The sequence below is a fragment of the Bradyrhizobium sp. WD16 genome (genome assembly GCF_024181725.1).
GTDB lineage: Bacteria > Pseudomonadota > Alphaproteobacteria > Rhizobiales > Xanthobacteraceae > Bradyrhizobium_A.
Genome location: NZ_CP028908.1, coordinates 628,370 through 652,562, shown reverse-complemented (window position 1 = coordinate 652,562; position 24,193 = coordinate 628,370). Strand labels below are relative to the sequence as shown.

Genomic DNA, 24,193 nt, shown 5'->3' with positions numbered 1-24,193 from the left:
CGAACGAGCGTCAGATCCAAAACCACACTAGAATCATAATGATGCTAGTGTCCCCTTGTTTCCAACGTTCGTATGAGCGCCTGCTGCAATGGGATACGAACGTTGGAAACAGGACACCAGAGCGCGGCACGGCGGCCGCGGCGGATCGAGCGGGTTCATCGAGCCTTGCGGAGGTCGTTACGTTGGAGACAGCGAGGCGTCTTGCCGAGCAGACGCTGCAGCTCGCGGATGTGCTGCCGCAGGGCGCGGTCGTCCGAGCCCGGAACGGCTCGTCCCCGGCGCCGGCCTCCGTCAGCGCACCCCGGTCGACCGGTCGGCGGTAGATGAACGGCAGATTGGGCTACACGCGCAACGAAGCGAACGGCGCCTCGTTGAGCAAAAAGCGAACGATGTCCGCACCGCGCGATTCTCGTTTTGCGGAACTGCAGCCGAGGTAAGAACGCCCGCCTACACGATACCAATATAGGCAGAGAGCGTTCCGTCGGTGCCGTTAGAGTCCTATCTCAAGGAGAAGAACGATGAGCGCAGAAGGCCTTATGCGAAGAGAGAGGAATGATCCGGAATACAAGCGGATAACGAAATTGTTTCGGGATGTGTACTGCGCCAGGTTGATTGATACGGCCGAACAGATGCTCGTGAAGCAAGGGTTGGCGCACTTCAGTGTCGCAGCCACCGGTCATGAGGGGATGGCGGCGTTGGCCGCCTTTCTACATGGCACCGATTATCTACACCTACATTATCGAGATAAGGCGCTCATGTTGGCCATGGGCATTCCGCCGGAAGAGTTTTTTCGAGCATTGCTCGCCACGCCCGACTCCAATTCCGCGGGGCGCCAAATGAGTGCGCATGTGTCATGGCGCGAAGGAAAGATCACGTCCGTGGTTGGACCGATAGGTAACAATGCGCTTCACGCGGTTGGAGTGGCGGCGGTCCTCAAGGCTGAAGGGCGTCGTGGGATCTCTGTTTGTGCGATCGGCGATGGGACTACCCAGCAGGGGGAAGTTCTCGAAGCAATTGCCGAAGCCGGCCGAGAGGCTCTGCCGGTTCTCTTTGTGGTCGAGGACAATGGCCTTGCGATCTCGACGCGCACGGAAGGCAAGACCTTTTTTCAGACGCCAACCGGTTCCCCCGCATATTTCATCGACGTGCCTATTGAACGATGTCCCGGATCGGACGTGATCGCCTTATCGAAAATGTTCGAGACCTCCACCGGTTTCGTGCGGGACGAACAGAGGCCTCAGATACTTGTGGTCCGATTTGAACGTCTCTCGGATCACACGAATTCCGATGACCAGACGCAGTACCGATCCACTGATGAATTGGAACGGATGTACACCTTTGATCCCCTCTCTCGAATGGAGCGGTTCCTTTCCGAAGCGGGTATGACACCGCAAGATCTCGCTCAACTCAAGAGTGAATGCGAAGCTCGAGTGAAAGATGCCGTCAATGCGGTGCGCCGTACGCCTCCCACTGCGCGAACAGCGTCACCAGTCAAGCACTCGATACCGCAGGCGCTTACCGAACGAGCCGACTATACCGGAAACGGAGTTGAGACAGGTCTGTCCATGCGGGCGGCAATCAATTCTGTCCTGTCGAGCCACCTGGCGAGGGACAGCCGCCTGTTCCTGTTCGGCCAGGATATAGAAGACCCAAAGGGGGACGTGTTTGGGGTCACTGTCGGCCTGAGCACGCAGTGGCCACGACAGGTTCGCAACTCGCCGTTGAGCGAGTCGATTATTGTCGGGACCAGTATCGGCAGGGCGTTGGCCGGCCAACGGCCGATTGCATTCATACAGTTCGCGGATTTCCTTCCGCTTGCGGCGAATCAGATCATCTCCGAATTGGCGACGATGTACTGGCGGACGAACGGACTGTGGAGCTGTCCCGTCGTCATAATGGCTCCGTCCGGGGGCTACAAACCTGGGCTTGGCCCGTTCCATTCACAGTCGTTCGAAGCCCTTTTCGCTCAATGTCCGGGGCTTAACGTCTTCGTTCCGAGTACCGCGGGTGACGCCGCTGGTTTGCTGAATGCCGCATTGGCCACGGAACAACCTACATTGTTCCTCTATCCGAAGGCACTGCTGAATCAGCCGTCGTTGGCGACATCGTCGGATGTCGATCGGCATTTCGTGCTGCCCGGGCGTGCAGCGATAAGAAGATCCGGAGATGAACTAACGCTCGTCTGTTGGGGCAACACCATGCCCCTTTGTCTGGAAGTCGCCAACCGGCTCCGGGAGGAGGGGATCAGCATCGAGATCATCGACCTCCGAACGTTGTCTCCCTGGGATAAACAAACGGTTATTGAGAGCGTACGCAGAACGAAGCGACTAGTGGTTGCCCATGAAGACAATCTATCGATGGGTTTCGGTGCCGAGGTCGTCGCGACAATCGTCGACGCTCTGGGCAATGAAGTCCGGACGCGCCGCGTTGGGCGAAGCGACAGCTATATCCCATTCAATTTCGACCAGCAGATCTCTCTTCTCCCTTCCTTTCGGAGCATCACCGAAGCCTGCTTGTGTTCTCTCGATTTGACTGCAGAGTGGAGGGAACACGTGCGCTCCTCTCCTTTTGATGTCCTGGTTGCTGGATCAGGCCCGGCGGACGATCTTGTCACCATACGCGATCTCGTCGTGTCGCCGGGCGACTCGGTCAACGAAGGTGATCTTCTTGCTGTTCTCGAAGCAACAAAGGCGGCAATCGAAGTGTGCGCGCCTCGCTCTGGAACCATTACGAAGATATGCGGCAGAGTTGGGGACGAAATCGCTGTTGGTCAGGTGCTGGCGAGAATGATGCCAGACGACGAGAAAGGAGCCGAGCTGAACGGGACTGGCGCGAAGGTGCTCAGCGAGCTGGTAGTCAAGGGTGTTCGGTCACGCACGGTTGCCGCGCCAATCACAAGCAAGCGGCTGGCCATACTCGCTCTCGCTACAGTCGGTGGAAACAACGTCGTCACCACTGAAGCGCTTTGTTCGAGATGGCCGAGCCGGAAAGCCGACGACCTGGTGCGGAAAACGGGCATAAGGTCGCGACCATGGATCTCGCCGGACCAGTCCCTGCTTGGCATGGCGACGGACGCGGCTCGGCAGGTTATCAAAGGAAGTTCGCTGCAGCTGGAAGATATCGGCTTGGTCGTCGCAAGCACGGCAACGCCCGACTTGGTCACGCCGTCGCTCGCCTCGCGCATATACGCGGCGTTGAGAGGCTCTGTACCTAAACGGCCGGAAGTGTTGGCCTTTGACATCAACGCTGCATGTAGTGGCTATCTCTACGCGCTGCAGATGGCGTTCGACTTCCTGTGCCATAACCCTTCGCGTGCAGTATTGATCGTTACGGCAGAAGCGCCTTCACCGCTGCTCAATCATGATGATCCGGACACCGCCTGCATTTTCGGAGATGCCGCGACGGCGACGTTAGTTGTCCTCGAGACTGCGTCGGGCAGACCCAAGCTGATTCTCCGGCGGCCGGAAGCGTCGGGTTCCCCGGAGCCGGGGGATCTGCTGCGCGTGCCCTTGGGCGGGCGTGGGCATATCACAATGAATGGCCCAGAGCTGTATCACGAAGCAGTGCGCGCAATGGAAAGGATGGTCGCAACGGCCTGCCAAAGCGCGGGAATGAAGCTGGATGAGCTGGACTATGTTATTCCCCATCAGGCCAATCAGCGCATTCTCGATGCGGTCGCCAGGCTCTCTGGCGTGCAGGTGTTCAGCAACATTGAAAACTGGGGGAATACCGGCTCGAGCAGTATTCCTGTCGCACTGCATGAAATATTGCAGACCCCGACGACCGGGCTGAACGTCTGCCTTGCAGCATTTGGGGGTGGACTGACTTATGCCGCGGTCTGCGGCCGCATCCCCGCATTCGCTGTTGGCTGAACTGGACGGAGGCATCCGAAGCGGCAATGTTACGTCAACCGATGCCAACGTTTCCCGTTCGGATGGCTCGCGGACAGAAGTTGTGCGAGCTTGTCCGCCGCGACTTGCTCCGTCTTGGCGCGCGCCAGAGTTGCCTTGGCGGTGCGGGCTGAGGTCAGGGACGACGGCGGTGCTGTTGGAGCTTTTGGTCGAAGTGTCGGCCTTTTCGGATAACGGCCGACGTGGCATCGGTGCCGGCCGTCGAACCGGTGCGGAGCCGCGAAAGCAGAGCGTTGCTGTCGGACGAATTTGTAGCCGCAATGGTGCTCATGGCAATCTCCTTCCGGCACAAACGACGGCAGCCACAGGTTTCGACCGACGGGCCTCAAAGCTGGGCCGAGTTGCCCATCACCACGTCACGTAGACGTCGCCGCGGTCTTCCGTCCAGATGGCTTGAGCATTGCCGGCATCGATGGCTTCCTTGACCGCTCCCGTCGGCGGGCGATAGCCCGATGTCGACATGCCCTGTTCGCCGAAATATGTGATGACCGTTCGTGTATTGTAGCCGGGGACCTCGGATCCTTTCTGGAATTTAAGGGTGCCGTTGGCGATGGCTGCTTGCAGAGCCGCGCTTTTTTCCGGCGGGAATCCGCGCAAGCCTGCCAACAAGAAGTCCTTAAATCTCGTTGTGAATTCGGCGTCCGATATCGTCGGATCCCCCCCCCATTTGGAGCCGGCGGTCCACTGGGTGCCGCTGCCCGTGGCGACGCATCGGCCAACTCGCTGCCGACGAGCAGTGGAGGTATTTTAGAACCTTAATTCGCGAGTAACTTGGGACATAAGTTACATTTATGTATACATAAATCCGCCGCATCTGCAGTTATAACGGATCTATTGCGCCGAAATTCCGCTTAATGTATACATAGTGCATTCAAGAATGATCGGGAGGACTTCGCCATGACCCAGCCGTTTCCCATGAATGCCTGGTACGCTGCCGCCTGGGACGCGGACATCAAGCCGGCGCTCTTCCCGCGCACGATCTGCGGCAAGCACGTCGTCATGTATCGCAAGGCCGACGGCCAGGTCGCCGCCCTCGACGACGCCTGCTGGCATCGCCTGGTGCCGCTCTCCAAGGGCCGGCTCGAAGGCGACACCGTGGTCTGCGGCTATCACGGCCTGAAGTTCAATCCGCAGGGCCGCTGCACCTTCATGCCCTCCCAGGAGACGATCAATCCCTCCGCCTGTGTCCGCGCCTATCCGGTGGTCGAGCGCCACCGCTTCATCTGGCTGTGGATGGGCGACCCGGCGCTGGCCGATCCGGCGCTGGTCCCGGACATGCACTGGAACGACGATCCGGCCTGGGCCGGCGACGGCAAGACCATCCATGTCAAATGCGACTGGCGCCTCGTGATCGACAACCTGATGGATCTCACCCACGAGACCTTCGTCCACGGCTCGAGCATCGGCAACGACGCGGTGGCCGAGGCGCCGTTCGACGTCAGCCATGGCGAGCGGACCGCGACGGTGACGCGCTGGATGCGGGGCATCGAGCCGCCGCCGTTCTGGGCGAGGCAGCTCGGCAAGGGCGGCCTCGTCGATCGCTGGCAGATCATCCGCTTCGAGGCGCCGGGCACCGTGACCATCGATGTCGGCGTCGCGCCGACCGGCACCGGCGCGCCCGAGGGCGACCGCTCGCAGGGCGTCAACGGCTTCGTGCTCAACACCATGACGCCGGAGACGGCGACCACCTGTCACTATTTCTGGGCCTTCGTCCGCAACTACCGCCTGACCGAGCAGCGGCTGACCACCGAGATCCGCGACGGCGTGTCCGGCATCTTCCGCGAGGACGAGATCATCCTCGAGGCGCAGCAGCGCGCCATCGACGAGAATCCGGACCGGGTGTTCTACAACATCAATATCGATGCCGGCGCGATGTGGTCGCGGCGGCTGATCGACCGCATGGTCGCCGCGGAGCGGACGCCGGCGCAGCGCCAGGCCGCGGAGTGATTTCATGGCCGAACCCGATCGCTCCGTGTCGCAGACGGTGCGCGCCCAGCTCGCGCTGCGCGACCTGATCCTGTCCGGCGCCCTGCGCCCCGGTGAGCGCATCTCCGAACTGCAGGCGGTGGAGACCATCGGCGTCTCGCGCACCCCGGTGCGCATGGCGCTGGTGCGGCTCGAGGAGGAAGGCCTGCTCGAGGCCATTCCCTCGGGCGGCTTCATGGTCAAGGCGTTCTCCGAGCGCGACATCCTCGATTCCATCGAGGTGCGCGGCACGCTCGAGGGCCTTGCGGCGCGGCTCGCCGCCGAGCGCGGCGCCTCGGCCCGCGACCTCGCGCCGCTGAAGGAGAATCTCGCCGAGCTCGACGTCCTGGTGCGCCAGGAGCCGCTCTCGGAAGACGCCTTCTCGACCTATGTGACGCTCAATGCCCGCTTCCACGCGCTGCTCGCCGAGCTCTCCGGCAGCGCGCCGGTGATCCGCCAGATCGACCGCGCCTCGGCGCTGCCCTTCGCCTCGCCGAGCGGCTTCGTCATGGCGCAGTCGGCGATCAAGGAAGCGCGCGAGATCCTGATGATCGGCCAGGATCAGCACCGCATCGTCGTCGACGCCATCGAGAACCGCGAGGGCGCCCGCGCCGAGGCGGTGATGCGCGAGCATGCGCGGCTTGCCGCGCGCAACCTGCGCCTTGCCCTGCGCAACCGCACCCGGCTCGAGCTGATGCCGGCGCTGGCGCTGATCCGCTCGCCGGCGGGCGAGGTCTGATCCGCCTCGAACCATGAAGTCATCGCCGGCCGCGCCCGCGCGCCGGCCTCAACAGGAAGACCGTCATGCGTTTCGCAACCAAATGGTCGCACTGCATCGTCCACGACATCCGCGACGTCGCCCCGTCGATCCGTGAGTTCACCCTGGTGCCGCAGGATGGCGCCTTCGACAGATTCGCGCCCGGCAGCCATGTTGAGGTCGGCGTCCTGATCGACGGCCAGCCCCAGGCGCGGTCCTATTCCCTGGTCGGCGAGGGCGATGCCGGGCAATACCGCATCGCGGTGCGGCTGGCGCCGGACGGCCGCGGCGGCTCGCGCGCCATGTGGTCGCTCAAGCCTGGCGCGCGCCTCGAGGTCTCGAGCCCGGCGTCGCTGTTCGACATCGACTTCACGCGGCCCGACTATTGCCTGATCGCCGGCGGCATCGGCATCACCCCGATGCTCGGCATCGCCGCGGCCCTCAAGCGCCGCGGCGTCCGTGCCCCGCTGCATTACTGCGTCACCTCGCGCGCGGCGGCGGCCTATCTCGACGATCTCGCCGTTCTGCTGGACAAGGATCTCATCGTCCATGCCAGCGACGAAGGGCACAGGCTCGATCTCGGCGCCACTTTCGCCGCGCTGCCGGAAGGCACGATGGCGGTGGTGTGCGGGCCGCTGCGCCTGCTCGAAGCCGCGCGTCACGCCTTCGCGGCGGCGGGGCGGCCTTCGAGCGACCTGCGCTACGAGACCTTCGGCTCCAGCGGCCTCTTGCCGACGGTGGAATTCCGCGTCCGCGTCAAGGATGGCGGCGAGGAGATCGTGGTGCCGCCGAACCGCTCGATGCTCGACGCGCTCAACGCCGCCGGCCACGAGGTGATGTCCGATTGCGAGCGCGGCGAATGCGGCGTCTGCGCCATCGATGTCGTCGAGGTCCAGGGCGCGATCGACCATCGCGACGTCTTCTTCAGCGATCACCAGAAGCAGGAGAGCCGCAAGATCTGCCCCTGCGTCTCCCGCGCGAAGGGCGTCGTCACCGTCGATACCCTCTACCAGCGCGACGCGGTGTGAGAGAGGCGGCACGCGGCGCCGCGTGCCGTAGCGAATGCTCCGGCATACTGTCCGCGAGCCGACCGGGGCGCCGCTGCTCCTTCTGCTGTCGTCTCCGCGAAGGCGGGGGACCCAGTACTCCATGTCGGTGGAATGGTGCACGGCGACTGACGCCGTCCCCATCTCCGGCGTCCCGGCGTACTGGGCCCCCCGGACAAGCCGGGGGCGACAGCAGAATGTGCCGATGGCCTGTGCGCCACCTGCTCTTCCGACGAAGTCTGCGAGCCGGCTGCGGATCAGATGTGTGAATCTCGCAGGGTCAAGCCGGGCGACGACAACGGAGGGTGGGGCAGGCACGGAAGCTGGTCAGCCGATCAGCGAGGGATAAAGATCAACCCAGTCAGGATTGTGCTCCTCGATCAGCGCGATCTTCCAGGCGCGGTTCCACTTCTTCAATTGCTTCTCGCGCCGGATGGCGAACTCGATTTGCGCAAAAGGCTCGAAATAGACCAGGCGATGGATGTCGTAACGCTGCGTGAAGCCTTCCACGGCCCCGCTGCGGTGTTCGTGGACGCGGCGGACGAGATCATTGGTGACACCGATATAGAGCGTTCCGCCGACGCTACTGGCGAGGATATAGACCCAGTAGCCGGCTTGCGTGCTCATATCGCCATGCTGCGGTGAGTTAACTCGCCCGGTCAAGCCCGAGCGCTAATCCATCTTCTGTCGTCGTCGCCCGCGAAAGCGGGCGACCCAGTAATCCGTGCCGGCGGGAAGGGGCGGACAGCGCCTCACCCCTCGCTCGCCCGCGGCCGCTCCAGCTGGAAGGTCAGGTGCGCCTTCACCGTCGGCCATTCGCTGGCGACGATGCTGTAGACGCAGGTGTCGCGCAGCGTGCCGTTGGGCGCGATCTGGTGGCTGCGCAGCACGCCGTCGAGCTTGGCGCCGAGCCGCTCGATGCCCTTGCGGCTCGCCTGGTTGAACCAGTGGGTGCGGAATTCCACCGCGATGCAGTCCAGCCGCTCGAAGGCGTGGCGCAGCAGCAGGAGCTTGCACTGGGTGTTGAGCGGCGAGCGCTGCGACGACTGCCGGTACCAGGTCGAGCCGATCTCGACGCGGCGGTTGGCCTCGTCGCAATTCATATAGGTGGTCATGCCGGCGATGGTGCCGTCGGGCTCGCGCACGGTGAAGGGCAGCATCGATCCCGCGGCCTGCAGGTCGAGCCGGCGCGAGATCTCGCTGGTCATGGCGTCGGCCTTCGGAATGAAGGTGTACCACAGCTTCCACAGCTGGCCGTCCTTGACCGCTTCGACGAGGCCGTCATGGTGTTCGTGCGACAGCGGGTCCAGCCGGCCGTAGCGGCCTTCGAGCGTGATCGGTTCGAGCCAGGTCATGTCGTGTCCTTCCGCAGCGGCGCGCCGCCGTCGTTACCTGTTGAGAAAATTGAGCGGCAGGCCGGGCCGCGGCCAGTCCATGGCCACGAGCTCGCCCTTGCCGGAGAGGGTGATATAGGCGGTCTTCAGCTCCGGTCCGCCGAAGGCGATGTTGGTGGTGACGATGTCCCCGGTCGGGACCTGCTCGACCAGCGCGCCGTCCGGCGCGATCACCGAGATGCATCCCGACACCAGCGTCGCGACGCAGACATTGCCACACCCTTCCACCGCCAGCGAGTCGAACATCTGGTAGCCGCCGAGGCCGGCGATGGGACGGCCGCGCTCGCCGCGATAGATCACCTCGCCGGGCCTGATCTCGCCGGGCGCGCCGATGTCGAAGGCCCACAGCCGCGCCGTCGGCGTCTCCGCCACATAGACCGTCTTCTCGTCGGGCGACAGCCCGATGCCGTTGGCCGGCAGCATGCCGAAATGGCCCTCGCGGAAGCACGGGCCGAGGACGGGCAGAGTAGCCTGGCTCGCAGGCGCTGCCTCGTCCTGCCGGTGGCCGCCGCGCACATCGGCAACTCGCGATTGAAGTCCGCGCTTGACGGATAGGTTTGTACCTTTAGCATCCCGCCCATGACTGCGACGACGCTGCTCCAACCACCAATCGCGCCGGGAGACGCCGCCCGGGTGCCGCTCTATCGGCAGATCGCCGACCGCCTCGCCGAGGACATCCGCTTCGGCCGCTATGGCGTCGGCGAGACGTTGCCGTCGGAGGTCGATCTCGCCGGCCAGCTCGGCGTCAGCCGCGGCTCGCTGCGCGAGGCGCTGCAGATTCTCGCCGATGTCGGTATCGTCGAGCGGGTCCGCAAGGTCGGCACCAGGGTCGTAAGCACAGAACCGCAACACGCCTATGTCCAGCGCCTCAACAGCCTCGTCGAAGCGCTCGGCTTCGGCGGCGATACCGTCATGCGGATCGACGACATGCGCGACGTCGCCTCGCCCGACGAGCCGCAGCTGCGCCATGAGACCAGTCCGACCGGCTTCTGGCTCCAGATCACCGGCACCCGCCATCTGCCGGACGGCGAGGCCCCGACCACCTGGGCGCGGATGTATGTCAACGGGCCGTTCTCCGGCATCCGGCCGCTGCTCGAGCGCGAGGTCGGCTCGGTCTACAAGGTCATCGAGAAGGCCTATGGGATGAAGGTGACGCGGCTCCAGCACCGCATCACTGCGGTCGGCGCGCCGGCGGAGGCCGCCGCCGCGCTCGGGCTGGCGCCGGGCGCGCCCGCCCTCGAGGTCGATGCCTGGCTCTATTCGCCGCAGGGCGTGCTGATCGAATTCGTCCGCTCGATCCACAACCCGGCGCGCTTCTCCATGGAGTTCACCACCGAGAGCACACGGTGAGCGCGATGACCGCGGCGGATGCAGGGCTTCGGCACGGCGCGCGCGACAGCGGTCTTGCCGGCGGCTTTCCCCTCGGCACGGTGGCGGTCATCACCGGCGCCGCCGGCGGCATCGGGCGCGCGGTGGCGCTGCGGCTCGCCGCCTCGGGCGCGCGGCTGGCGCTGATCGACCTCGACGGCGACGGGCTCGATGGCGTGGTGTCGGCCGTGCGCGCCGACGGCGCCGAGGCCGAAGGCGTCATCGCCGACGTGGCCGAGGAGGCGGCGATGACGCAGGCCGCCGCCGCCATCGAGGCGCGGTTCGGCGACTGCGCGGTGCTGGTCAACAATGCCGGGGTGCTGCTGCGCGGGCGCTTCTTCGACGAGGAGGCGCCGGCGCAATGGTCGCGGACCATCGGCGTCAATCTCGGCGGCGCCTTCTTTGCCAGCCGCGCCTTCCTGCCGGCGCTGAGGGCGACGCGTGGCTGCATCGTCAATGTCGCCTCGGTGCATTCCTTCAGCGCGGTGGGCAATTCCGCCGCCTACACCGCCTCCAAGGGTGGGCTCAAGCAGTTCACCCAGGCGCTCGCCGTCGAACTCGCGTCCGACGGCATCCGCGTCAATGCGGTGGCGCCGGGCGCCGTGCGCACCGCCATGACCGGCGAAGCCGCCAACCTTGAAGGGCCGTCGGGCTTTCTCGCGCGCGTTCCGCTGCGGCGGCTCGGCGAACCCGACGAGGTCGCCCATGCCGTCCATTTCCTCGCATCGCCGCAGGCGAGCTACATCACCGGAATTACGCTTCCGGTCGATGGCGGCTATCTCGCAGGATAAGGTTGCCCCATTCAGGCAAAGGAGGTTGAAGTGTTCCAGTCCGCTTGGCGTTCGAGTTGGCGTTCCTCGTTGGTGTCCGCGCTCGCGCTCGCCTGTCTGTTGCCGGCCGCCGCATCGGCGCAGGACGTCCGCATCGGCTTCACCGGTCCGGTCACCGGTCCCGCCGCCTTTCTCGGCCAGCAGATGAAGTGGGGCGCCGAACTCGCCGTCGCCAAGCTCAATGCGGCCGGCGGCGTGCTCGGCCGCAAGGTGTCCTTCGAGATGCAGGACAGCCAGTGCCGGCCCGCCGACGCATTGTCGGGCGCGGAGAAGCTTCTGAACCAGGACAAGGTCGATCTTCTGCTCGGCGATCTGTGCTCCGGCGCGACCATGGCGCTGATGCCGGTGGCCGAGAAGGCGGGCAAGCCGATGATCGTCTCGATCTCGACCCTGCCGGAGATCACCGCCAAGGCCGGCGCCGGCGGCAACCCGTGGGTGTTCCGCACGGTGCCGAACGACAGCATGATGGTGAAGGCGGCGGCGGCCAAGCTCAAGGCGGCCGGCATCAAGTCGATCGCCTTCCTCGCCGAGGACACCGATTACGGCCGCGCCTCCGTCGCCCTGCTCAAGGGCGAGATCGGCGGCGCCATCCAGGTCGCGTCCGAGGACTACGTCAAGCCGACCGAGGCGGACTTCCTGTCGGTGCTCACCAAGCTGCGCTCGGGCAAGCCCGATGCCATCGCCGTCTTCATGCTGGACCAGCAGGGCGCCAATCTCGCCAAGCAGTATGTCCAGTTCGGCCTCGCCATCCCGCTCGTCGGCCGGCCGCCGCTGATGGCGCCGCAGATCAAGGAGCTGATCGCTCAGGCCAAGTTCGACGGTTCCTGGACCATCTATCCCTATTACGACCAGTACCACAATCCGGCGAACGACGCCTTCGTCGCCGCCTTCGTCGCCGCCAACAAGCAGCCGCCGCATTACGTCGCCTATGGCATCTATGAGAGCGTTCTCGTTGCCGCCGACGCCATCAAGCGGGCCGGATCGGCCGATCCCAAGGCGGTGCGCGATGCGCTGGCCAAGTCCGACTACGCCGGCATTCTCGGGCCGATCGTCTTCGACGCCAACCACCAGGCCCACAACAACATGGTCTATCTGGTGGCCGCCGGCGGCAAGCTCGACGTCAAGGAGTTGCTGCCGGCGCGCTGACGCCGGGGCGCACAGGATCGAACGGATGGACGCCGCACTGCTCTCGCAACTCCTGGTCAACGGCGTCTGTGTCGGCCTCGGTTACGGGCTCGCCGCCGTCGGTCTCGCCCTCCTGTTCGGCATTCTCGACCAGGTGAATTTCGCCCATGGCGAGGTCTACATGGTCGCGGCCTTCGCGCTGTGGTTCGCCTGCGACCAGGCCGGGGTGCCGTACTGGGCGGCGCTGCCGATCGTGGTCGCGCTGATGGCCGGGGCGGGGCTGCTGCTCGCCCGCCTCGTGCTGCTGCCGGTGATCGACCGGCCGTTCGAGGCGGTGATCCTGGCGACGCTCGCGGTTTCGATCATCCTGCAGAACCTGGTGCGGCTCGGCTTCGGCGCGACGCCGCGCCATGTCGCCTCGCCGCTGGAAGGCGAGACCCTGGTGCTCGGCCCGGTGCTGGTGTTCGGCCAGCGGCTGTTCGCCGCCGCCCTGGCGCTCGCCGCCCTCGCAGGGCTCGTCGGCCTCCTGCGCGGCACCGCCGCCGGCCGCGCCATGCGGGCGATGGCGCAGAACAAGGATGCCTGCTTCATGGTCGGCATCGACATCCGGCGCGTCACCTGCGTGTCCGCCGCGATCGCCGCCGCCCTGTGCGGCCTCGCCGCGGTGGCGATCGCGCCGCTGTTCGACCTCTATCCCAACATGGGCACCGACATCACCTTCAAGAGCTTCGCCGTGATCATCATCGGCGGCATGGGCAACATCGCCGGCGCGGTGGCGGCGGGACTGCTGCTCGGCATCGCCGAGAGCTTCGCCGGCGGGCTTGTCGGCGCCGCCTTCCGCGACGGCATCGGTTTTTCGCTGATGATCGTGATGCTGCTCGTCCGGCCGCAGGGGCTGTTCGGCAAGTCGGTGCGGGTGTGAGGCAATGGCTTCGCTGACGCCCTATCTCGCCCACATCGCCATCATGACCTGCATCTACGTGATGCTGGTGCAGTCGCTCAACCTGATGCTGGGCTACTCCGGCCTGTTGTCGCTGGCCACGCCGGCCTTCCTCGGCATGGGCGCCTATAGCGCCGCGCTGCTCGGCTTCGCCCATGTCGATTCGACGTTGAGCTTTGTCTGCGCCGCGGCGATCGGCGCGGCGACCGGGCTCGTGCTCGGCGTGCCGTCGCTGCGGCTGTCGCGGCATTCCTTCGTCATCGTCACGCTCTCCTTCACGCTGCTGCTGCAGCTCGTCGCCAGCAACTGGGTCGATCTCACCCATGGCGCCATGGGCCTGTCCGACATTCCCGCGGTGCGGCTGTTCGGCCGGACGCTCGCCGGCAAGAGCGGCTGGCTCGTCCTCGTCGGCGGGCTCGCGGCCTGCGTCGTTATCGCCACCTTCCTGATCGTCTCGTCGCGGCTGGGGCGGGCGATGATCGCGGTGCGCGACAACGAGCCGCTGGCGGTCGCCGCCGGCATCGACCCGCTGAAGATCCGCCTGTTCGCCTTCGCCGTCTCCGGCGCCTTCGCCGGTCTCGCCGGCGCCTGCTACGCCCATTACATCTCCTTTATCGATCCCGGCGTGTTCGGCTTCTGGTTCTCCGAGCCGCTCCTGGTCATGGTGGTGCTGGGCGGCTCCGGCACGCTGTGGGGCCCGGTGCTGGGCGCCGTGGTCTTCACCGCGCTGCCGGAACTGCTGCGCCTCGCGCCGGAGATCCGCTCGCTGCTCTACGGCATCATCCTGCTGCTGGCGGTGCTCTATCTGCCGCGCGGCCTCGGCACCTGGTTCGGACGGCCGGCGCCGGCCGGCGCAGGCGTGGGGAAATGAGAGTGGCGACATGAGCGCAGCGCTGCTGTCGGCGCAGGACATCCGCAAATCCTATCGCGGCGTCACCGCGCTCGACGGCGTCTGTCTCGACGTCAAGGCCGGCGGCATCACCGGGCTGATCGGTCCCAACGGGTCGGGCAAGTCGACCCTGTTCGACTGCATCTGCGGCTTTCAGGCGCGCGACGGCGGCCAAGTGCTGCTCGACGGCCGTGATCTCGCAGGTCTCGCACCCCAGGCCATCGCCCGCGCCGGGCTGCGCCGCACCTTCCAGCAGCTGCGGGTGTTCCCCGAGCTCAGCGTCAGGGACAACCTGCTCACCGCGGCCCAGGCCGCACCGGGATTTTCCTACCTGAGCGAACTCCTGCGCACGCGCGCCGTGCGCGCCCATGAGCGGCGGATGGCCGAGCGCGCGCAAGCCGTGCTCGCGGAGATCAAGCTGGCGCGGCTCGCGAGCCTGGCGGCGGGCGGGCTGTCCTACGGCCAGAAGAAGTTGCTCGAACTTGGCATGGCGCTGATGAGCGAGCCCAAGGTCCTGCTGCTCGACGAGCCGATGGCCGGGGTCAATCCGACGCTGATCGAGGGCCTCAAGCAGGAGCTGCTGCGGCTGCGCCAGCGCGGCGTCACGCTGCTCGTGGTCGAGCACAATCTCAAGCTGGTGTTCGAGATCTGCGACTACGTCTATGTGCTCGACCGCGGCCGGATTCTCGCCGAGGGGCCGCCCGCGATGATCGCCGAGGATGCCCGGGTGCTCGCCGCCTACATGGGCGGCAGGACGCAGGCCGCGGAGGCGCGGCGAGAGGTGGGCCTTGACTGAACCGGTGATCCGCATCGAGGGCGCTAGCGCCGGCTATGGCGATCTCACCATCCTTCACGGCGTCGATCTCGCCGTGCCCGCCGGGTCGTGGACGACGATCATCGGCGCCAACGGCGCCGGCAAGTCGACCCTGCTCAAGCTCACCGCCGGGCTGATCCCCTGCCGCAGCGGCGCCATCGCCTTCGAGGGCCGCGACGTCACGGCCGACGGCGCGCTGGCCCGCCTGAAGCGGGGCATCGGCTTCGTGCCGCAGGGCCGCTGCAATTTTCCGATGCTCTCGGTCGGCGAAAACCTCAAGCTCGGCGCCGCCACCCGCCGCCTCAGGCGCGCCGAACTCGATGGCGAGCTGGATGCCATGACCGCGCGGTTTCCGCGGCTGCGCGAGCGCTGGTCAACGCTCGCCGGCAATCTGAGCGGCGGCGAGCAGCAGATCCTGGAAATGGCGATGGTGCTTCTGGCGAAGCCGCGCTGCCTGTTGCTCGACGAGCCCTCGCTCGGCCTGTCGCCGCAGGCCATGGACCTGGTGTTCGACACCATTGGCGACCTCACCGCCAAGGGGCTGTCGGTGCTGATCGTCGAGCAGAACGCCGAGCAGGCGCTGGAGCGCTGCGACTATGCGGTGGTGCTCGAACTCGGCAGGGTGAGTCTGTTCGACCGCGCCGCCGCGGTGCTCGCCCATCCGCAGATCCGCAGCATGTTTCTCGGGTTGTGACGGCGGCGGAACGCGACGGCGTGGCGGTGGTGAAGGGCAGGGCGTTCGCCGCGGTGCCCGATTGCGACGAGACGGCGTACCGAGCGCGGCGGCGCGCCGGCGGTTTGTCAGCCGGTGATGCAGATGTTCCGGCCCGCGTCCTTGGCGCGATAGAGCGCCTTGTCGGCCCGGTCGATCAGCCGTTCGAAATCAGGGTGGCCGTCATGGACCGCGATGCCGATGGAAACGGTGATCGGCACCGACGTGCCGTCGTCCAGGACCAGGGGTTTGGCGGCGATGCCTTTCCTGATCTTTTCGGCGATGAAGCCGGCGCGTTCCGCGTCGACTTCGACGCAGATGACGAGGAACTCCTCGCCGCCATAGCGGAACAGGAAGTCGCCGCTGCGGACGATCGAGGTCAGGACCTCGGCCACGTGCTTGATCGCGAGGTCGCCGACTGGATGGCCGTGAAGATCGTTGATCGACTTGAAGTGGTCGATGTCGAGCAGAAAGATCGCGAAGCTGTCGTTGATGCGCCGGCTGAGCTCGATCTCGCGCGTCAGAATGGTGGGCAGAAATCGCCTGTTGAGCAGAAGCGAGAGCGCATCCCGGCCGGCTTCGAGCTGGATCAACTGGTCGAACATGGCGTCGGTCGACGCACCGAGGCGCTCGACGTCGGACAGCACCTGCTTCACGCGCCGATGCAGTTCGACGGGATCGTCCGCGCGTTCGGCGAGGCGGCAGGCGGGCAGCAGCGTATCGTCGATGTTTGCGATGGCCATATTGATCTCGGCGAGCCCGCTGTCGGCCGTGAACAGGGCCCTGGCCTTGTGCCGAACCCACATGCCGAACGCGGAATGCCCGAGCGACACGGCCTCGTCGACGCTGCGCGTCATCAGCGCTTCGCGCAGAAACCGGCTGGTCCAGTCGAAGAGCGCTGCTCGCTGCCGCTCGCGCTCGAGCGAGACGTTGGTCCTCACCGTGTGGGATTGATAGGCGGCATCCACCCGCACGGCGGATTCGCTGGCGTTGGAATACTGGCCCGCCATCTCCTCCATGGCGAGATCGATCAGGGTGGCGGCAAGAACGATGGCGCCCCTTCGGGTGTCGTCGTCCGTCGCGCGATCCCAGAGCGCCGCGACGATGGACCGCTTCAGGATCCGGGCACCACGCAGGACATGATCGAAACGAACCTTGATCCTGGCATGAATCTCTCCCACCCGTTTCTGCAAGGCGATCAGGTCCGCGACCTTCTCCGGACAGGGATTCGACAACAGGGTGACGATCCATTCCCGCATCGCCTGGCGCAGACGTCTGTCCACCTCCTGATGGTCGAGAATGATCGCGATCTCCGGATCCTGGAGGAGGACCCGATAGAATTCGTCGGCGAGCGCGGGCGCTTGATCTCTGGCCACGGCGTCGACGAGCTGCAGGACCTTCGGCGCGACCCTGGCAACGACCCTGGTCCAGCCAATTCTGTCGCCCGGGATGGTCTCGACTTCGGACATCTGTGATCCAGAAGGTTGCGCGGAGAACGCATCGCCGTGCCGCATCCGCCGCGGAATTATATGCCCTGTTTCCGGAATTGCGCGTTCCGGCTTGCTGCCCGTTCGGCTCGCTGCCCTTACGTCGGCAGATTAAGGCCAGGAACATTGCCAAGGAGGCGCATTTCAGCGGGTATTTTAGGCGTTTTGTCGGGATGTGTCTTCTGTCAACTCCTAGTGCGGTGGATCTGACGCTCGTATCAGCATTGCAGCGAGTTCTCCGTACGCGCGTCAGATCCAAAACCGCATCCTATTGATGCTGGTGTCCCTTTGTTTCCAACGTTCGTCAAAGCGCCTGCTGGAAGCCGGCGATGACGGCGGAGACTGCGGCCGCTCCTTCAGCTTTTCAGTCGTCACGGCCGCGCTTGCCCGCTTTCGCCCGCTCGGCCAGCTGCTTGCGGAAGGCGCGGTCGCGCTTGAGATGCCATTCGCGGCTCATGGCTTCGCTGCGCGTCGCGTAGGTCTCGATATGGAGGACAGTCCAGCTCCGGCCGCGGGTCGAGCGCGCCCCGGTGCCGGCGTTGTGCTTGGCAAGGCGGCGCGGCAGGTCGTTGGTCCAGCCGACATAGGTCAGGTAGCGGGCCGCGGTGGCGCAGCCGAGCACATAGACGCAGTTGCCGTCGTCAGCCGATTCGCTCATCGCTCATCATTAGCCGATGATCAGCTGTGCATTCCACATAGCAAAACGCCCGCGCAAGGCGCGGGCGTCGAAAGCTGCATCCGTGACGCTGTTCAGAACAGCGAGGCGTACTGGGCGAGGCCGGCGCGCTGCACCAGATTCATTGCGACCTGGCGCTGGCGGTCGTCGAGGCTGGCGAGCAGCGGCTGCACCGACGGGGCGACGCGGCGCACCGCGTCCTCATCGACACGCGGCAGCCTTGCGAGCGTGCGCAGCGCACTGGCCACCGCCGGCCAGTACTTCTCCTGGGCGGCGCTCAGCTTGAGTGCCGCGCGATAGCGCGTGATCGCCACTTCGCTGGCGGCGATGCGCCAGACCGAAACCTTGCCTTGCGGCTGGCTCGGCGCCTCGGCCGTCGGCGTCATCGCCGGCATTTCCTGAGCAGCCAGAGGCGCGCTCATGACCGCAAGAAATACCAGTGCAATTCCGTATTGCCGCATTTTCCCACCATGTCCGCTTGAGTTGCTGCAGGTGCTAAGGAATCTCTGTGACGAAAATGCGATACAAATCCGCCATTGTCACGCATTGTGTCCGGTTCCGGCTAAGCCAATGATTTTCCATTCGTAACTTCATCTGGAGTATGCATTTTCGCCGGTTCTCAATCGGTTCCCATGCGTGGCTGGTTAATCGCCGCCATCTGACATGCTAGTGTGGTGGATCTGACGCTCGTTTCAGTATTGCAGCGAGTTCTTCGAACGAGCGTCAGATCCAAAACCACACTAGAATCATAATGATGCTAGTGTCCCCTTGTTTCCAACGTTCGTATGAGCGCCTGCTGCAATGGGATACGAACGTTGGAAACAGGACACTAGAATTAGTTGAGCCACGGGGACCATGGAACTCTCCCGGCGGGCGGGGGCGGAAGGTTCCGGATCCGGAAGAGATCTCCCATGAATGATATCGCTGTCGGCGACCAGGACGAAGAAAACCTCGACACGCGCGCCACGCTCGATCGTCACTGGAGGGCGGTGGAAGCTGGTGCGGTGGAGGCCGCCGGCCGTCTCTATCGCGAGGATGCCGTGCTGGAATTTCCCCAGAACGGCGAGCGGCTCGAGGGCATCGAGGCGATCCGCGCCCGCCATGAGGCCGGCGGCCCGCCGGTGGATTTCCGCCTGCGCTCGACGCTCGGCCAGGAAGACCTGTGGGTGAACGACTACTTCACCCGGCGCGGCGGCAAGGCCGAACTCACGGTCAGCATCATGGAGTTTCGCGACGGCAAGGTGGCGCGCGAGACCCGCTACGTGATGGCGGTTGAGCCGGGCGTGCTCGATGCCGCGCCGCGCGCGTGAGTATTGTTTAGAGCTGTTCAAAATCGCCAGCTTGATTTAGCTCAGATTGGAATCGCTAGAAATCGGCGCATTTCCTTTTGCATCGGCCGGCCGTGTTCAATAGCAACAGGTCGGTACTTCGCTGCGACGCCGGTGCGCCCGCTCATGATCGTCTGCTCCTGCAATGTCCTGTCCGACCACGACATCCGCAACGCGGTCGCCGTCCAGACGCCGCGCACCGCCGGACAGGTCTATGGCTGCCTCGGCTGCAGCGCCCGATGCGGCCGCTGCGTGCAGACCATCCGCAAGATCATGGACGACGCGCAAAGTGCCTGTGCGTCGACCTGCCGCGGCGCGCATGACGGCGGCAGTTGAGGTGTTCTGAAACAGTTCTTCAAGAGCTTCGGTTCGCTCGGCGTCATCGTCGCGCCGGCGTTTGCGCGGCAATTTTTGACTGACTATAAGGAGCAGATGGAACGCGACGGACGCGCTCGCGGCGCGGCGACGTCGCTTCGATCATTTTCGACCACAAGGGATACCGACCATGAAGGGCGAGCAGAAGGTCATCGAATACCTCAACAAGGCGCTGCGGCACGAGCTCACCGCGGTCAACCAGTACTGGCTGCACTTCCGCCTGCTCGACAACTGGGGCCTGAAGGATCTCGCCAAGAAATGGCGCGCCGAATCCATCGAGGAGATGCAGCACGCCGACAAGCTGATCGATCGCATCATCTTCCTCGACGGCTTCCCCAACTTGCAGGTGCTCGATCCGCTGCAGATCGGCCAGAACGTCGAGGAGATCCTCGATTGCGACCTCAAGGCCGAATATTCCGCCCGCGCGCTCTACGAGGAGGCGGCGACCCATTGCCACGCGGTCAAGGATTACGTCACGCGCGACCTGTTCGAAGGGCTGATGAAGGACGAGGAGAGCCACATCGACTTCCTCGAAACCCAGGTCGATCTCGTCAAGCGGATCGGCATCAACCTCTACTCCCAGCACCATATCGGCGAGCTGGAGCACGATTGAGGCCGCTGCGATCGCCCGCTTCCGCCGTCATCGCCGCTTCAACCGGGCGAACCGGTACTCCGCGGCAGCGGTGAAACGCCAGCCTCGACGCGCGTCGTCACCTCGCGCCGCTGTCGCGGCGCCAGTGCGGCGAGGGCGCCGGGCCATGTCGCTTTAAACCCTCGAAGCCTGCGCCTTCGCAGCCCGGGCCTGCGGACAACGGATCGAGGCGCGTGCGGTGCCGGGAGGATCAGCGCGCCTCGGGATGGCCGACCGCCCACAGCGCGAAGGCATAGGCCAGTGCGACCTCGTCGAGGCGATTGAAGCGGCCCGACGCGCCGCCATGGCCGGCGCCCATGTTGGTGCGCAGCAGCACCGGCCCGCCGCCGGTCATGGTGGCGCGCAGCCGCGCGATCCATTTCGCCGGCTCCCAATAGGTGACGCGCGGATCGGTCAGGCCGGCCAGCGCCAGGATCGCCGGATAGTCCTGCGCCGCGACATTGTCGTAGGGAGAGTAGGCGAGGATGTTGCGGAAGGCCTCGGCGTCGACGATCGGATTGCCCCATTCCGGCCATTCCGGCGGGGTCAGCGGCAGGCTCTCGTCGAGCATGGTGTTGAGCACGTCGACGAAGGGCACCTCGGCGACGATGCCGGCGAACAGCCCCGGGGCGCGGTTGGCGATCGCGCCCATCAGCATGCCGCCGGCCGAGCCGCCATGGCCGACGATGCGCTTGGCCGAAGTAAAGCGCTCGTCGATCAGCGCCTTCGCCGCGGCGATGAAATCGTCGAAGGTGTTGGTCTTCTTCTCGCGCTTGCCCTCGAGATACCAGCCCCAGCCCTTGTCGGCGCCGCCGCGGATATGGGCGATGGCGTAGACGAAGCCGCGGTCGACCAGCGACAGGCGGTTGGTGGAGAACGATGCCGGCATGGCGTGACCATAGGAGCCATAGCCGTAGAGCAGCAGCGGTGCCTTGCCGTCGCGCGCGAGGCCGGCGCGATAGAGGATCGAGACCGGCACCTCGGCGCCGTCGGCGGCCCTCGCCATGATCCGCGTCGTGACATAATGGGCCGGGTCGTGGCCGGACGGCACTTCCTGGCGCTTGCGCAGGGTGCGCGCGCGGCTCGCCATGTCGTAGTCGTAGACTTCCGACGGCGTCGTCATCGACGAATAGGCAAAGCGCAGCGTCGTGGTGTCGAATTCGTAGCCGCCCATGGTGTCGAGCGAATAGGCGGCCTCGTCGAAGGCGATGGCGTGCTCCTCGCCGGAGTCGAGGTCGCGGATGACGATCGAGGGCAGGGCGTCGCGCCGCTCCAGCCGCACCAGGTGATCGGCATAGAGTTCGAGGTCGAGCACGTAGACGCCGGGCCGGCAGGGGATCAGGTCGCGCCAGCTCCCGCGCGCGCCATCGCCGAGCGGCGCGGTCGCGATCTTGAAGTCGATGGCGTCGTCGGCATTGGTGAGGATGAAGAGCTCCTCGCCGCGATCGGCCACTGAATATTGCACTCCGCTCTGCCGTGCCGCGACGAGGCGCGGCGACGCATCCGGCGCGGCGAGATCGATCAGCCGCTGCTCGGAGGTCTCGTGATCGCCGGAGGCGATGACGCAGAAGCGGCCGCTGGCGCTCTCATGGACATGGGTGAACCAGCCGGTGTCCTGCTCCTCGTAGACGAGGACGTCGTCGGCCTGGGCGGTGCCGAGGCGGTGGCGATAGACCCGCATCGGCCGGTGGTTCTCGTCGAGGCGGACATAGTAGAAGGCGGACGCATCCGCGGTCCACACCACGCTGCCGTCGGTCTCCTCGATGGCGTCGGCGAGATCGGCGCCGCTCGCCCAGTCGCGGATGCGGATGGTGAAGAATTCCGAGCCGCGGGTGTCGGCGCTCCAGGCCTCGAGCCGGTGATCGGGCGAATGGCGCGCGCCGCCGAACTGGAAGAACTCCGACTGTTTGGCGAGGTCGTCGCCGTCGAGCACGATCTGGGCGTCGCCGCCGCCGCGCGGCTCGCGGGCGATGAGCTGGTGCTGGCCGCCTTCGCGATACTTGCGGAAGTAGGCGAACGGGCCGTCCGGCGCCGGCACGCTGGAATCGTCTTCCTTGATGCGGCCGCGCATCTCGGCGACCAGCTTCTTCTGCAGCGCCGCGGTGTGGCCGAGCACGCTCTCGGTATAGCCGTTCTCGGCCTCGAGATGGGCGCGGATCGCCGGATCGAGCACGGTCGGATCCTGCAGCACCTTCTGCCAGTTGGCATCCTTGAGCCAGGCATAGTCGTCATCGACCGTGAGGCCGTGATGGCTGACGCTGGAGGGGCGGCGGGCGGCGGCGGGCGGTGCGGCGGGCGGTGCGGCGGGGAGGCGATCGGTCATGGGCAATCCGTTGGGAGGAACTCGCCGCTATATAGGCCGGCGCGGGGCAAATTGCATCGGGCTCGCGACCGCGATCGGCCACGGTGCCGAGGCCATTTCTGCCGTCATTCGCCGCGACAGCGGGAAATCCATTATCCGGCCATCGGCGAGAAGGTGCACGGCATCTCGCGCCATGAGGTCCGGGCGCGGGGTCGCGCCGCGGCGATCTCTGCAAGGCGGATCAGCGTCTGCATCGGTTCAACTTCGGCGCCGGCGATGATAACAGCCCATTGCTGCCGCCTGCGACAACCGCCGAGGACGCTCGCCCATGACGACGCCGCCGACCCTGAAGCTGAAATGGGACCACATCCATCTGCGCACGCCGGACGTCGAGGCGACCGCGCAATGGTTCGAAGCGATGCTTGGCGCCGAAGTGATCCGCAGCCCGGGGCGGATCGACCTGCAGCTCGGCGGGGCCAGGATCTTTCTGGCGCCGGTGACCGCGGGCGATGGCGTCAATCCGCCGCCGGTGACGCCATATCAGGGCCTCGATCATTTTGGCCTCGCGGTCGAGGAGATCGACGCGCTCGCCGAGACGCTCAAGGCCAAGGGCGTCGAATTCACCAAGGCGCCGCACACGCTCAAGCCGGGGCTGCGCATCTGCTTCATCCGCGGGCCGCAAGGCATCTCGATCGAGCTGCTCGAGCGCGATCCGAAATACGCGATGCCGGAACCTGGAACTATCAAGCAATCATCTCCCCAAAGCGGCGCAGGGGAGCAGAAAGCGTAGCAGCCGCGGCAACGGGCGCAAGCGGCGGTCTCAATGCTGCGAAGAGCATCAGCGCGCGGGTGGGGGCGCTGTTCGGAGTGCAGATAGGGGCGTAGGATGGCCGCGATAGATCTGTGCTCGTGGAGCCAAAGGCATGTGCCGCAACATCAGGACGCTGTTCAACTTCGATCCGCCGGCGACCGAGGACGAAATCCAGGCATCGGCGCTGCAATTCGTCCGCAAATTGTCGGGTTTCAACAAGCCGTCGGCGGGCAATGCGCAAGCCTTCGACCGCGCGGTGGCCGAGGTCGGCGATGCGGCGCGGCGGCTGCTCCATTCGCTGCACACCCATGCGCCGGCGCGCGACCGCGCGGTCGAGGCGGAAAAGGCCAGGGAGCGCTCAAAGGCGAGGTTCGGGTGAGCAACGGATCGGCTCAGGCGACGACGACCGCCGCGGTCGAAGTCCTTCCGACGCCGTTTCTCAGTCGCCCCATTGAACCACGCATTCTTCGGTGGAAGGAGAGCACCGCTCGATGGAAGCGTACGAAAACGCACCGCCCGTCATCGTTCCGGTGACCGTGACCTTTGTGCCGAGACGCGCGCGGAGTTTCGGATCGTCCTGAAAGATCTCCACGTGCTTGGCTATCGGGATCTCGGTCTCGTCAAACTTTTGCAGGAAATAGATCGGCCCTTCGCTCTTCGAGCCGATGTGGGCAAGTTTCGAATAGAGGTATCCATTGATCGTCTGCGGTGTATTGGCAGACGCCGGTGCCGAACGCGGTTCCATTGCCGATCCTCCATCTCGACGACAGTCTGATCAGCCATCATGATTGCGCCGTAAGATAAAGACACCTTGAGGTAGATCAATCAACCG

Annotated in this window: 24 protein-coding genes and 2 pseudogenes; 16 read left to right on the top strand and 10 right to left on the bottom strand. The window is 65.4% G+C overall.

Features of this window, described 5'->3' with window-relative positions; translation table 11 throughout:
* The first annotated feature begins 518 nt into the window (after positions 1-518).
* Positions 519-3,872, top strand: coding sequence for a thiamine pyrophosphate-dependent enzyme (locus DB459_RS03025; protein ID WP_253711473.1), 3,354 nt, complete (start codon positions 519-521; stop codon positions 3,870-3,872).
* Positions 3,873-4,026: 154 nt separating this feature from the next.
* Here the strand turns inward: DB459_RS03025 and DB459_RS03020 are convergent, their stop codons facing one another.
* Together DB459_RS03020 and DB459_RS03015 are read right to left on the bottom strand one after the other, a co-directional pair.
* Positions 4,027-4,182, bottom strand: coding sequence for a hypothetical protein (locus DB459_RS03020; protein WP_253711472.1), 156 nt, complete (start codon positions 4,180-4,182; stop codon positions 4,027-4,029).
* Positions 4,183-4,259: 77 nt separating this feature from the next.
* Positions 4,260-4,517: a hypothetical protein gene (locus DB459_RS03015; protein ID WP_253711471.1), complete on the bottom strand. Its 258-nt coding sequence runs from the start codon at positions 4,515-4,517 to the stop codon at positions 4,260-4,262.
* Between the two features lie 291 nt (positions 4,518-4,808).
* Here DB459_RS03015 and DB459_RS03010 point away from each other — a divergent pair, with 291 nt between their 5' ends.
* From DB459_RS03010 to DB459_RS03000, 3 genes are all read left to right on the top strand, one after another.
* A complete protein-coding gene (locus DB459_RS03010; protein WP_253711470.1) occupies positions 4,809-5,858 on the top strand; it encodes an aromatic ring-hydroxylating dioxygenase subunit alpha in 1,050 nt (349 codons plus the stop codon).
* A 4-nt stretch (positions 5,859-5,862) separates the two neighbouring features.
* On the top strand, positions 5,863-6,615 hold the full coding sequence (locus DB459_RS03005) for a GntR family transcriptional regulator (protein WP_253711469.1): 753 nt from the start codon (positions 5,863-5,865) through the stop codon (positions 6,613-6,615).
* Positions 6,616-6,680: 65 nt separating this feature from the next.
* Positions 6,681-7,661, top strand: coding sequence for a PDR/VanB family oxidoreductase (locus DB459_RS03000; RefSeq protein WP_253711468.1), 981 nt, complete (start codon positions 6,681-6,683; stop codon positions 7,659-7,661).
* Between the two features lie 345 nt (positions 7,662-8,006).
* Here the strand turns inward: DB459_RS03000 and DB459_RS02995 are convergent, their stop codons facing one another.
* The 3 genes and pseudogenes from DB459_RS02995 to DB459_RS02985 all read right to left on the bottom strand — a co-directional run.
* On the bottom strand, positions 8,007-8,306 hold the full coding sequence (locus tag DB459_RS02995) for a GIY-YIG nuclease family protein (RefSeq protein WP_253711467.1): 300 nt from the start codon (positions 8,304-8,306) through the stop codon (positions 8,007-8,009).
* A 125-nt stretch (positions 8,307-8,431) separates the two neighbouring features.
* Positions 8,432-9,034, bottom strand: coding sequence for a GNAT family N-acetyltransferase (locus DB459_RS02990; protein ID WP_253711466.1), 603 nt, complete (start codon positions 9,032-9,034; stop codon positions 8,432-8,434).
* Positions 9,035-9,067: 33 nt separating this feature from the next.
* Positions 9,068-9,499: pseudogene (locus tag DB459_RS02985) on the bottom strand (SMP-30/gluconolactonase/LRE family protein); the annotation flags it as partial.
* 153 nt (positions 9,500-9,652) lie between these two features.
* On the opposite strand from DB459_RS02985, the gene DB459_RS02980 reads away from it, so the two are divergent.
* From DB459_RS02980 to DB459_RS02950, 7 genes are read left to right on the top strand one after another with little or no spacing between them, the layout of a single operon-like run.
* Positions 9,653-10,423 carry a GntR family transcriptional regulator gene (locus tag DB459_RS02980; RefSeq protein ID WP_253711465.1) on the top strand — a complete coding sequence of 257 codons (771 nt, stop codon included), beginning with the start codon at positions 9,653-9,655 and terminating at the stop codon, positions 10,421-10,423.
* A 5-nt stretch (positions 10,424-10,428) separates the two neighbouring features.
* Entirely contained in the window at positions 10,429-11,232 is an 804-nt protein-coding gene (locus DB459_RS02975) for an SDR family NAD(P)-dependent oxidoreductase (RefSeq protein WP_253713404.1), read from the top strand.
* 30 nt (positions 11,233-11,262) lie between these two features.
* Complete coding sequence (locus DB459_RS02970) at positions 11,263-12,417, top strand: ABC transporter substrate-binding protein (RefSeq protein ID WP_253711464.1); 1,155 nt, start codon at positions 11,263-11,265, stop codon at positions 12,415-12,417.
* 25 nt (positions 12,418-12,442) lie between these two features.
* Complete coding sequence (locus DB459_RS02965; RefSeq protein ID WP_253711463.1) at positions 12,443-13,318, top strand: branched-chain amino acid ABC transporter permease; 876 nt, start codon at positions 12,443-12,445, stop codon at positions 13,316-13,318.
* Positions 13,319-13,322: 4 nt separating this feature from the next.
* Complete coding sequence (locus DB459_RS02960) at positions 13,323-14,207, top strand: branched-chain amino acid ABC transporter permease (protein WP_253711462.1); 885 nt, start codon at positions 13,323-13,325, stop codon at positions 14,205-14,207.
* 10 nt (positions 14,208-14,217) lie between these two features.
* A complete protein-coding gene (locus tag DB459_RS02955) occupies positions 14,218-15,021 on the top strand; it encodes an ABC transporter ATP-binding protein (RefSeq protein ID WP_253711461.1) in 804 nt (267 codons plus the stop codon).
* Complete coding sequence (locus DB459_RS02950; RefSeq protein WP_253711460.1) at positions 15,014-15,733, top strand: ABC transporter ATP-binding protein; 720 nt, start codon at positions 15,014-15,016, stop codon at positions 15,731-15,733. The genes DB459_RS02955 and DB459_RS02950 overlap by 8 nt, the downstream gene beginning before the upstream one ends.
* 107 nt (positions 15,734-15,840) lie before the next feature.
* On the opposite strand, the gene DB459_RS02945 is transcribed toward DB459_RS02950, so the two are convergent.
* The 3 genes from DB459_RS02945 to DB459_RS02935 all read right to left on the bottom strand — a co-directional run bounded on the left by DB459_RS02945 (position 15,841) and on the right by DB459_RS02935 (position 18,300).
* Positions 15,841-17,220, bottom strand: a complete 1,380-nt coding sequence (locus tag DB459_RS02945; protein WP_253711459.1) for a diguanylate cyclase — start codon at positions 17,218-17,220, stop codon at positions 15,841-15,843.
* A gap of 382 nt (positions 17,221-17,602) precedes the next feature.
* Positions 17,603-17,896 (bottom strand): GIY-YIG nuclease family protein, encoded by a 294-nt coding sequence (locus DB459_RS02940; protein WP_253711458.1) that lies wholly within the window; start codon positions 17,894-17,896, stop codon positions 17,603-17,605.
* 92 nt (positions 17,897-17,988) lie between these two features.
* A complete protein-coding gene (locus tag DB459_RS02935) occupies positions 17,989-18,300 on the bottom strand; it encodes a hypothetical protein (protein ID WP_253711457.1) in 312 nt (103 codons plus the stop codon).
* A gap of 525 nt (positions 18,301-18,825) precedes the next feature.
* Here DB459_RS02935 and DB459_RS02930 point away from each other — a divergent pair.
* The 3 genes from DB459_RS02930 (at position 18,826) to bfr (ending at position 20,230) form a co-directional block, all read left to right on the top strand.
* Positions 18,826-19,224, top strand: coding sequence for a nuclear transport factor 2 family protein (locus DB459_RS02930; protein ID WP_253711456.1), 399 nt, complete (start codon positions 18,826-18,828; stop codon positions 19,222-19,224).
* A gap of 144 nt (positions 19,225-19,368) precedes the next feature.
* Complete coding sequence (locus tag DB459_RS02925; RefSeq protein ID WP_253713403.1) at positions 19,369-19,578, top strand: bacterioferritin-associated ferredoxin; 210 nt, start codon at positions 19,369-19,371, stop codon at positions 19,576-19,578.
* 169 nt (positions 19,579-19,747) lie between these two features.
* The gene (gene bfr, locus DB459_RS02920; RefSeq protein WP_253711455.1) at positions 19,748-20,230 is read left to right on the top strand and encodes a bacterioferritin; all 483 of its coding nucleotides are present in this window, start codon (positions 19,748-19,750) and stop codon (positions 20,228-20,230) included.
* A 229-nt stretch (positions 20,231-20,459) separates the two neighbouring features.
* Here bfr and DB459_RS02915 read toward each other — a convergent pair whose 3' ends face one another.
* On the bottom strand, positions 20,460-22,571 hold the full coding sequence (locus DB459_RS02915; RefSeq protein ID WP_253711454.1) for a S9 family peptidase: 2,112 nt from the start codon (positions 22,569-22,571) through the stop codon (positions 20,460-20,462).
* Between the two features lie 307 nt (positions 22,572-22,878).
* On the opposite strand from DB459_RS02915, the pseudogene DB459_RS02910 reads away from it, so the two are divergent.
* Together DB459_RS02910 and DB459_RS02905 are read left to right on the top strand one after the other, a co-directional pair.
* Positions 22,879-23,271 (top strand): annotated as a pseudogene (locus tag DB459_RS02910) (VOC family protein); the annotation flags it as partial.
* Between the two features lie 202 nt (positions 23,272-23,473).
* Positions 23,474-23,740: a DUF2277 domain-containing protein gene (locus DB459_RS02905; protein ID WP_253711453.1), complete on the top strand. Its 267-nt coding sequence runs from the start codon at positions 23,474-23,476 to the stop codon at positions 23,738-23,740.
* A gap of 60 nt (positions 23,741-23,800) precedes the next feature.
* Here the strand turns inward: DB459_RS02905 and DB459_RS02900 are convergent, their stop codons facing one another.
* Entirely contained in the window at positions 23,801-24,106 is a 306-nt protein-coding gene (locus DB459_RS02900) for a hypothetical protein (protein WP_253711452.1), read from the bottom strand.
* Positions 24,107-24,193: the final 87 nt, after the last annotated feature.

What these genes read in the sequence shown, in the direction of transcription:
- DB459_RS03025 (WP_253711473.1), top strand. Translation starts at nt 519, where the DNA reads ATGAGCGCAGAAGGCCTTATGCGAAGAGAGAGGAATGATCCGGAATAC.
- DB459_RS03020 (WP_253711472.1), bottom strand. Translation starts at nt 4,182, where the DNA reads ATGAGCACCATTGCGGCTACAAATTCGTCCGACAGCAACGCTCTGCTT.
- DB459_RS03010 (WP_253711470.1), top strand. Translation starts at nt 4,809, where the DNA reads ATGACCCAGCCGTTTCCCATGAATGCCTGGTACGCTGCCGCCTGGGAC.
- DB459_RS03005 (WP_253711469.1), top strand. Translation starts at nt 5,863, where the DNA reads ATGGCCGAACCCGATCGCTCCGTGTCGCAGACGGTGCGCGCCCAGCTC.
- DB459_RS03000 (WP_253711468.1), top strand. Translation starts at nt 6,681, where the DNA reads ATGCGTTTCGCAACCAAATGGTCGCACTGCATCGTCCACGACATCCGC.
- DB459_RS02995 (WP_253711467.1), bottom strand. Translation starts at nt 8,306, where the DNA reads ATGAGCACGCAAGCCGGCTACTGGGTCTATATCCTCGCCAGTAGCGTC.
- DB459_RS02990 (WP_253711466.1), bottom strand. Translation starts at nt 9,034, where the DNA reads ATGACCTGGCTCGAACCGATCACGCTCGAAGGCCGCTACGGCCGGCTG.
- DB459_RS02980 (WP_253711465.1), top strand. Translation starts at nt 9,653, where the DNA reads ATGACTGCGACGACGCTGCTCCAACCACCAATCGCGCCGGGAGACGCC.
- DB459_RS02975 (WP_253713404.1), top strand. Translation starts at nt 10,429, where the DNA reads ATGACCGCGGCGGATGCAGGGCTTCGGCACGGCGCGCGCGACAGCGGT.
- DB459_RS02965 (WP_253711463.1), top strand. Translation starts at nt 12,443, where the DNA reads ATGGACGCCGCACTGCTCTCGCAACTCCTGGTCAACGGCGTCTGTGTC.
- DB459_RS02960 (WP_253711462.1), top strand. Translation starts at nt 13,323, where the DNA reads ATGGCTTCGCTGACGCCCTATCTCGCCCACATCGCCATCATGACCTGC.
- DB459_RS02955 (WP_253711461.1), top strand. Translation starts at nt 14,218, where the DNA reads ATGAGCGCAGCGCTGCTGTCGGCGCAGGACATCCGCAAATCCTATCGC.
- DB459_RS02945 (WP_253711459.1), bottom strand. Translation starts at nt 17,220, where the DNA reads ATGTCCGAAGTCGAGACCATCCCGGGCGACAGAATTGGCTGGACCAGG.
- DB459_RS02940 (WP_253711458.1), bottom strand. Translation starts at nt 17,896, where the DNA reads ATGAGCGAATCGGCTGACGACGGCAACTGCGTCTATGTGCTCGGCTGC.
- DB459_RS02935 (WP_253711457.1), bottom strand. Translation starts at nt 18,300, where the DNA reads ATGACGCCGACGGCCGAGGCGCCGAGCCAGCCGCAAGGCAAGGTTTCG.
- DB459_RS02930 (WP_253711456.1), top strand. Translation starts at nt 18,826, where the DNA reads ATGAATGATATCGCTGTCGGCGACCAGGACGAAGAAAACCTCGACACG.
- DB459_RS02925 (WP_253713403.1), top strand. Translation starts at nt 19,369, where the DNA reads ATGATCGTCTGCTCCTGCAATGTCCTGTCCGACCACGACATCCGCAAC.
- bfr (WP_253711455.1), top strand. Translation starts at nt 19,748, where the DNA reads ATGAAGGGCGAGCAGAAGGTCATCGAATACCTCAACAAGGCGCTGCGG.
- DB459_RS02915 (WP_253711454.1), bottom strand. Translation starts at nt 22,571, where the DNA reads ATGACCGATCGCCTCCCCGCCGCACCGCCCGCCGCACCGCCCGCCGCC.
- DB459_RS02905 (WP_253711453.1), top strand. Translation starts at nt 23,474, where the DNA reads ATGTGCCGCAACATCAGGACGCTGTTCAACTTCGATCCGCCGGCGACC.
- DB459_RS02900 (WP_253711452.1), bottom strand. Translation starts at nt 24,106, where the DNA reads ATGGAACCGCGTTCGGCACCGGCGTCTGCCAATACACCGCAGACGATC.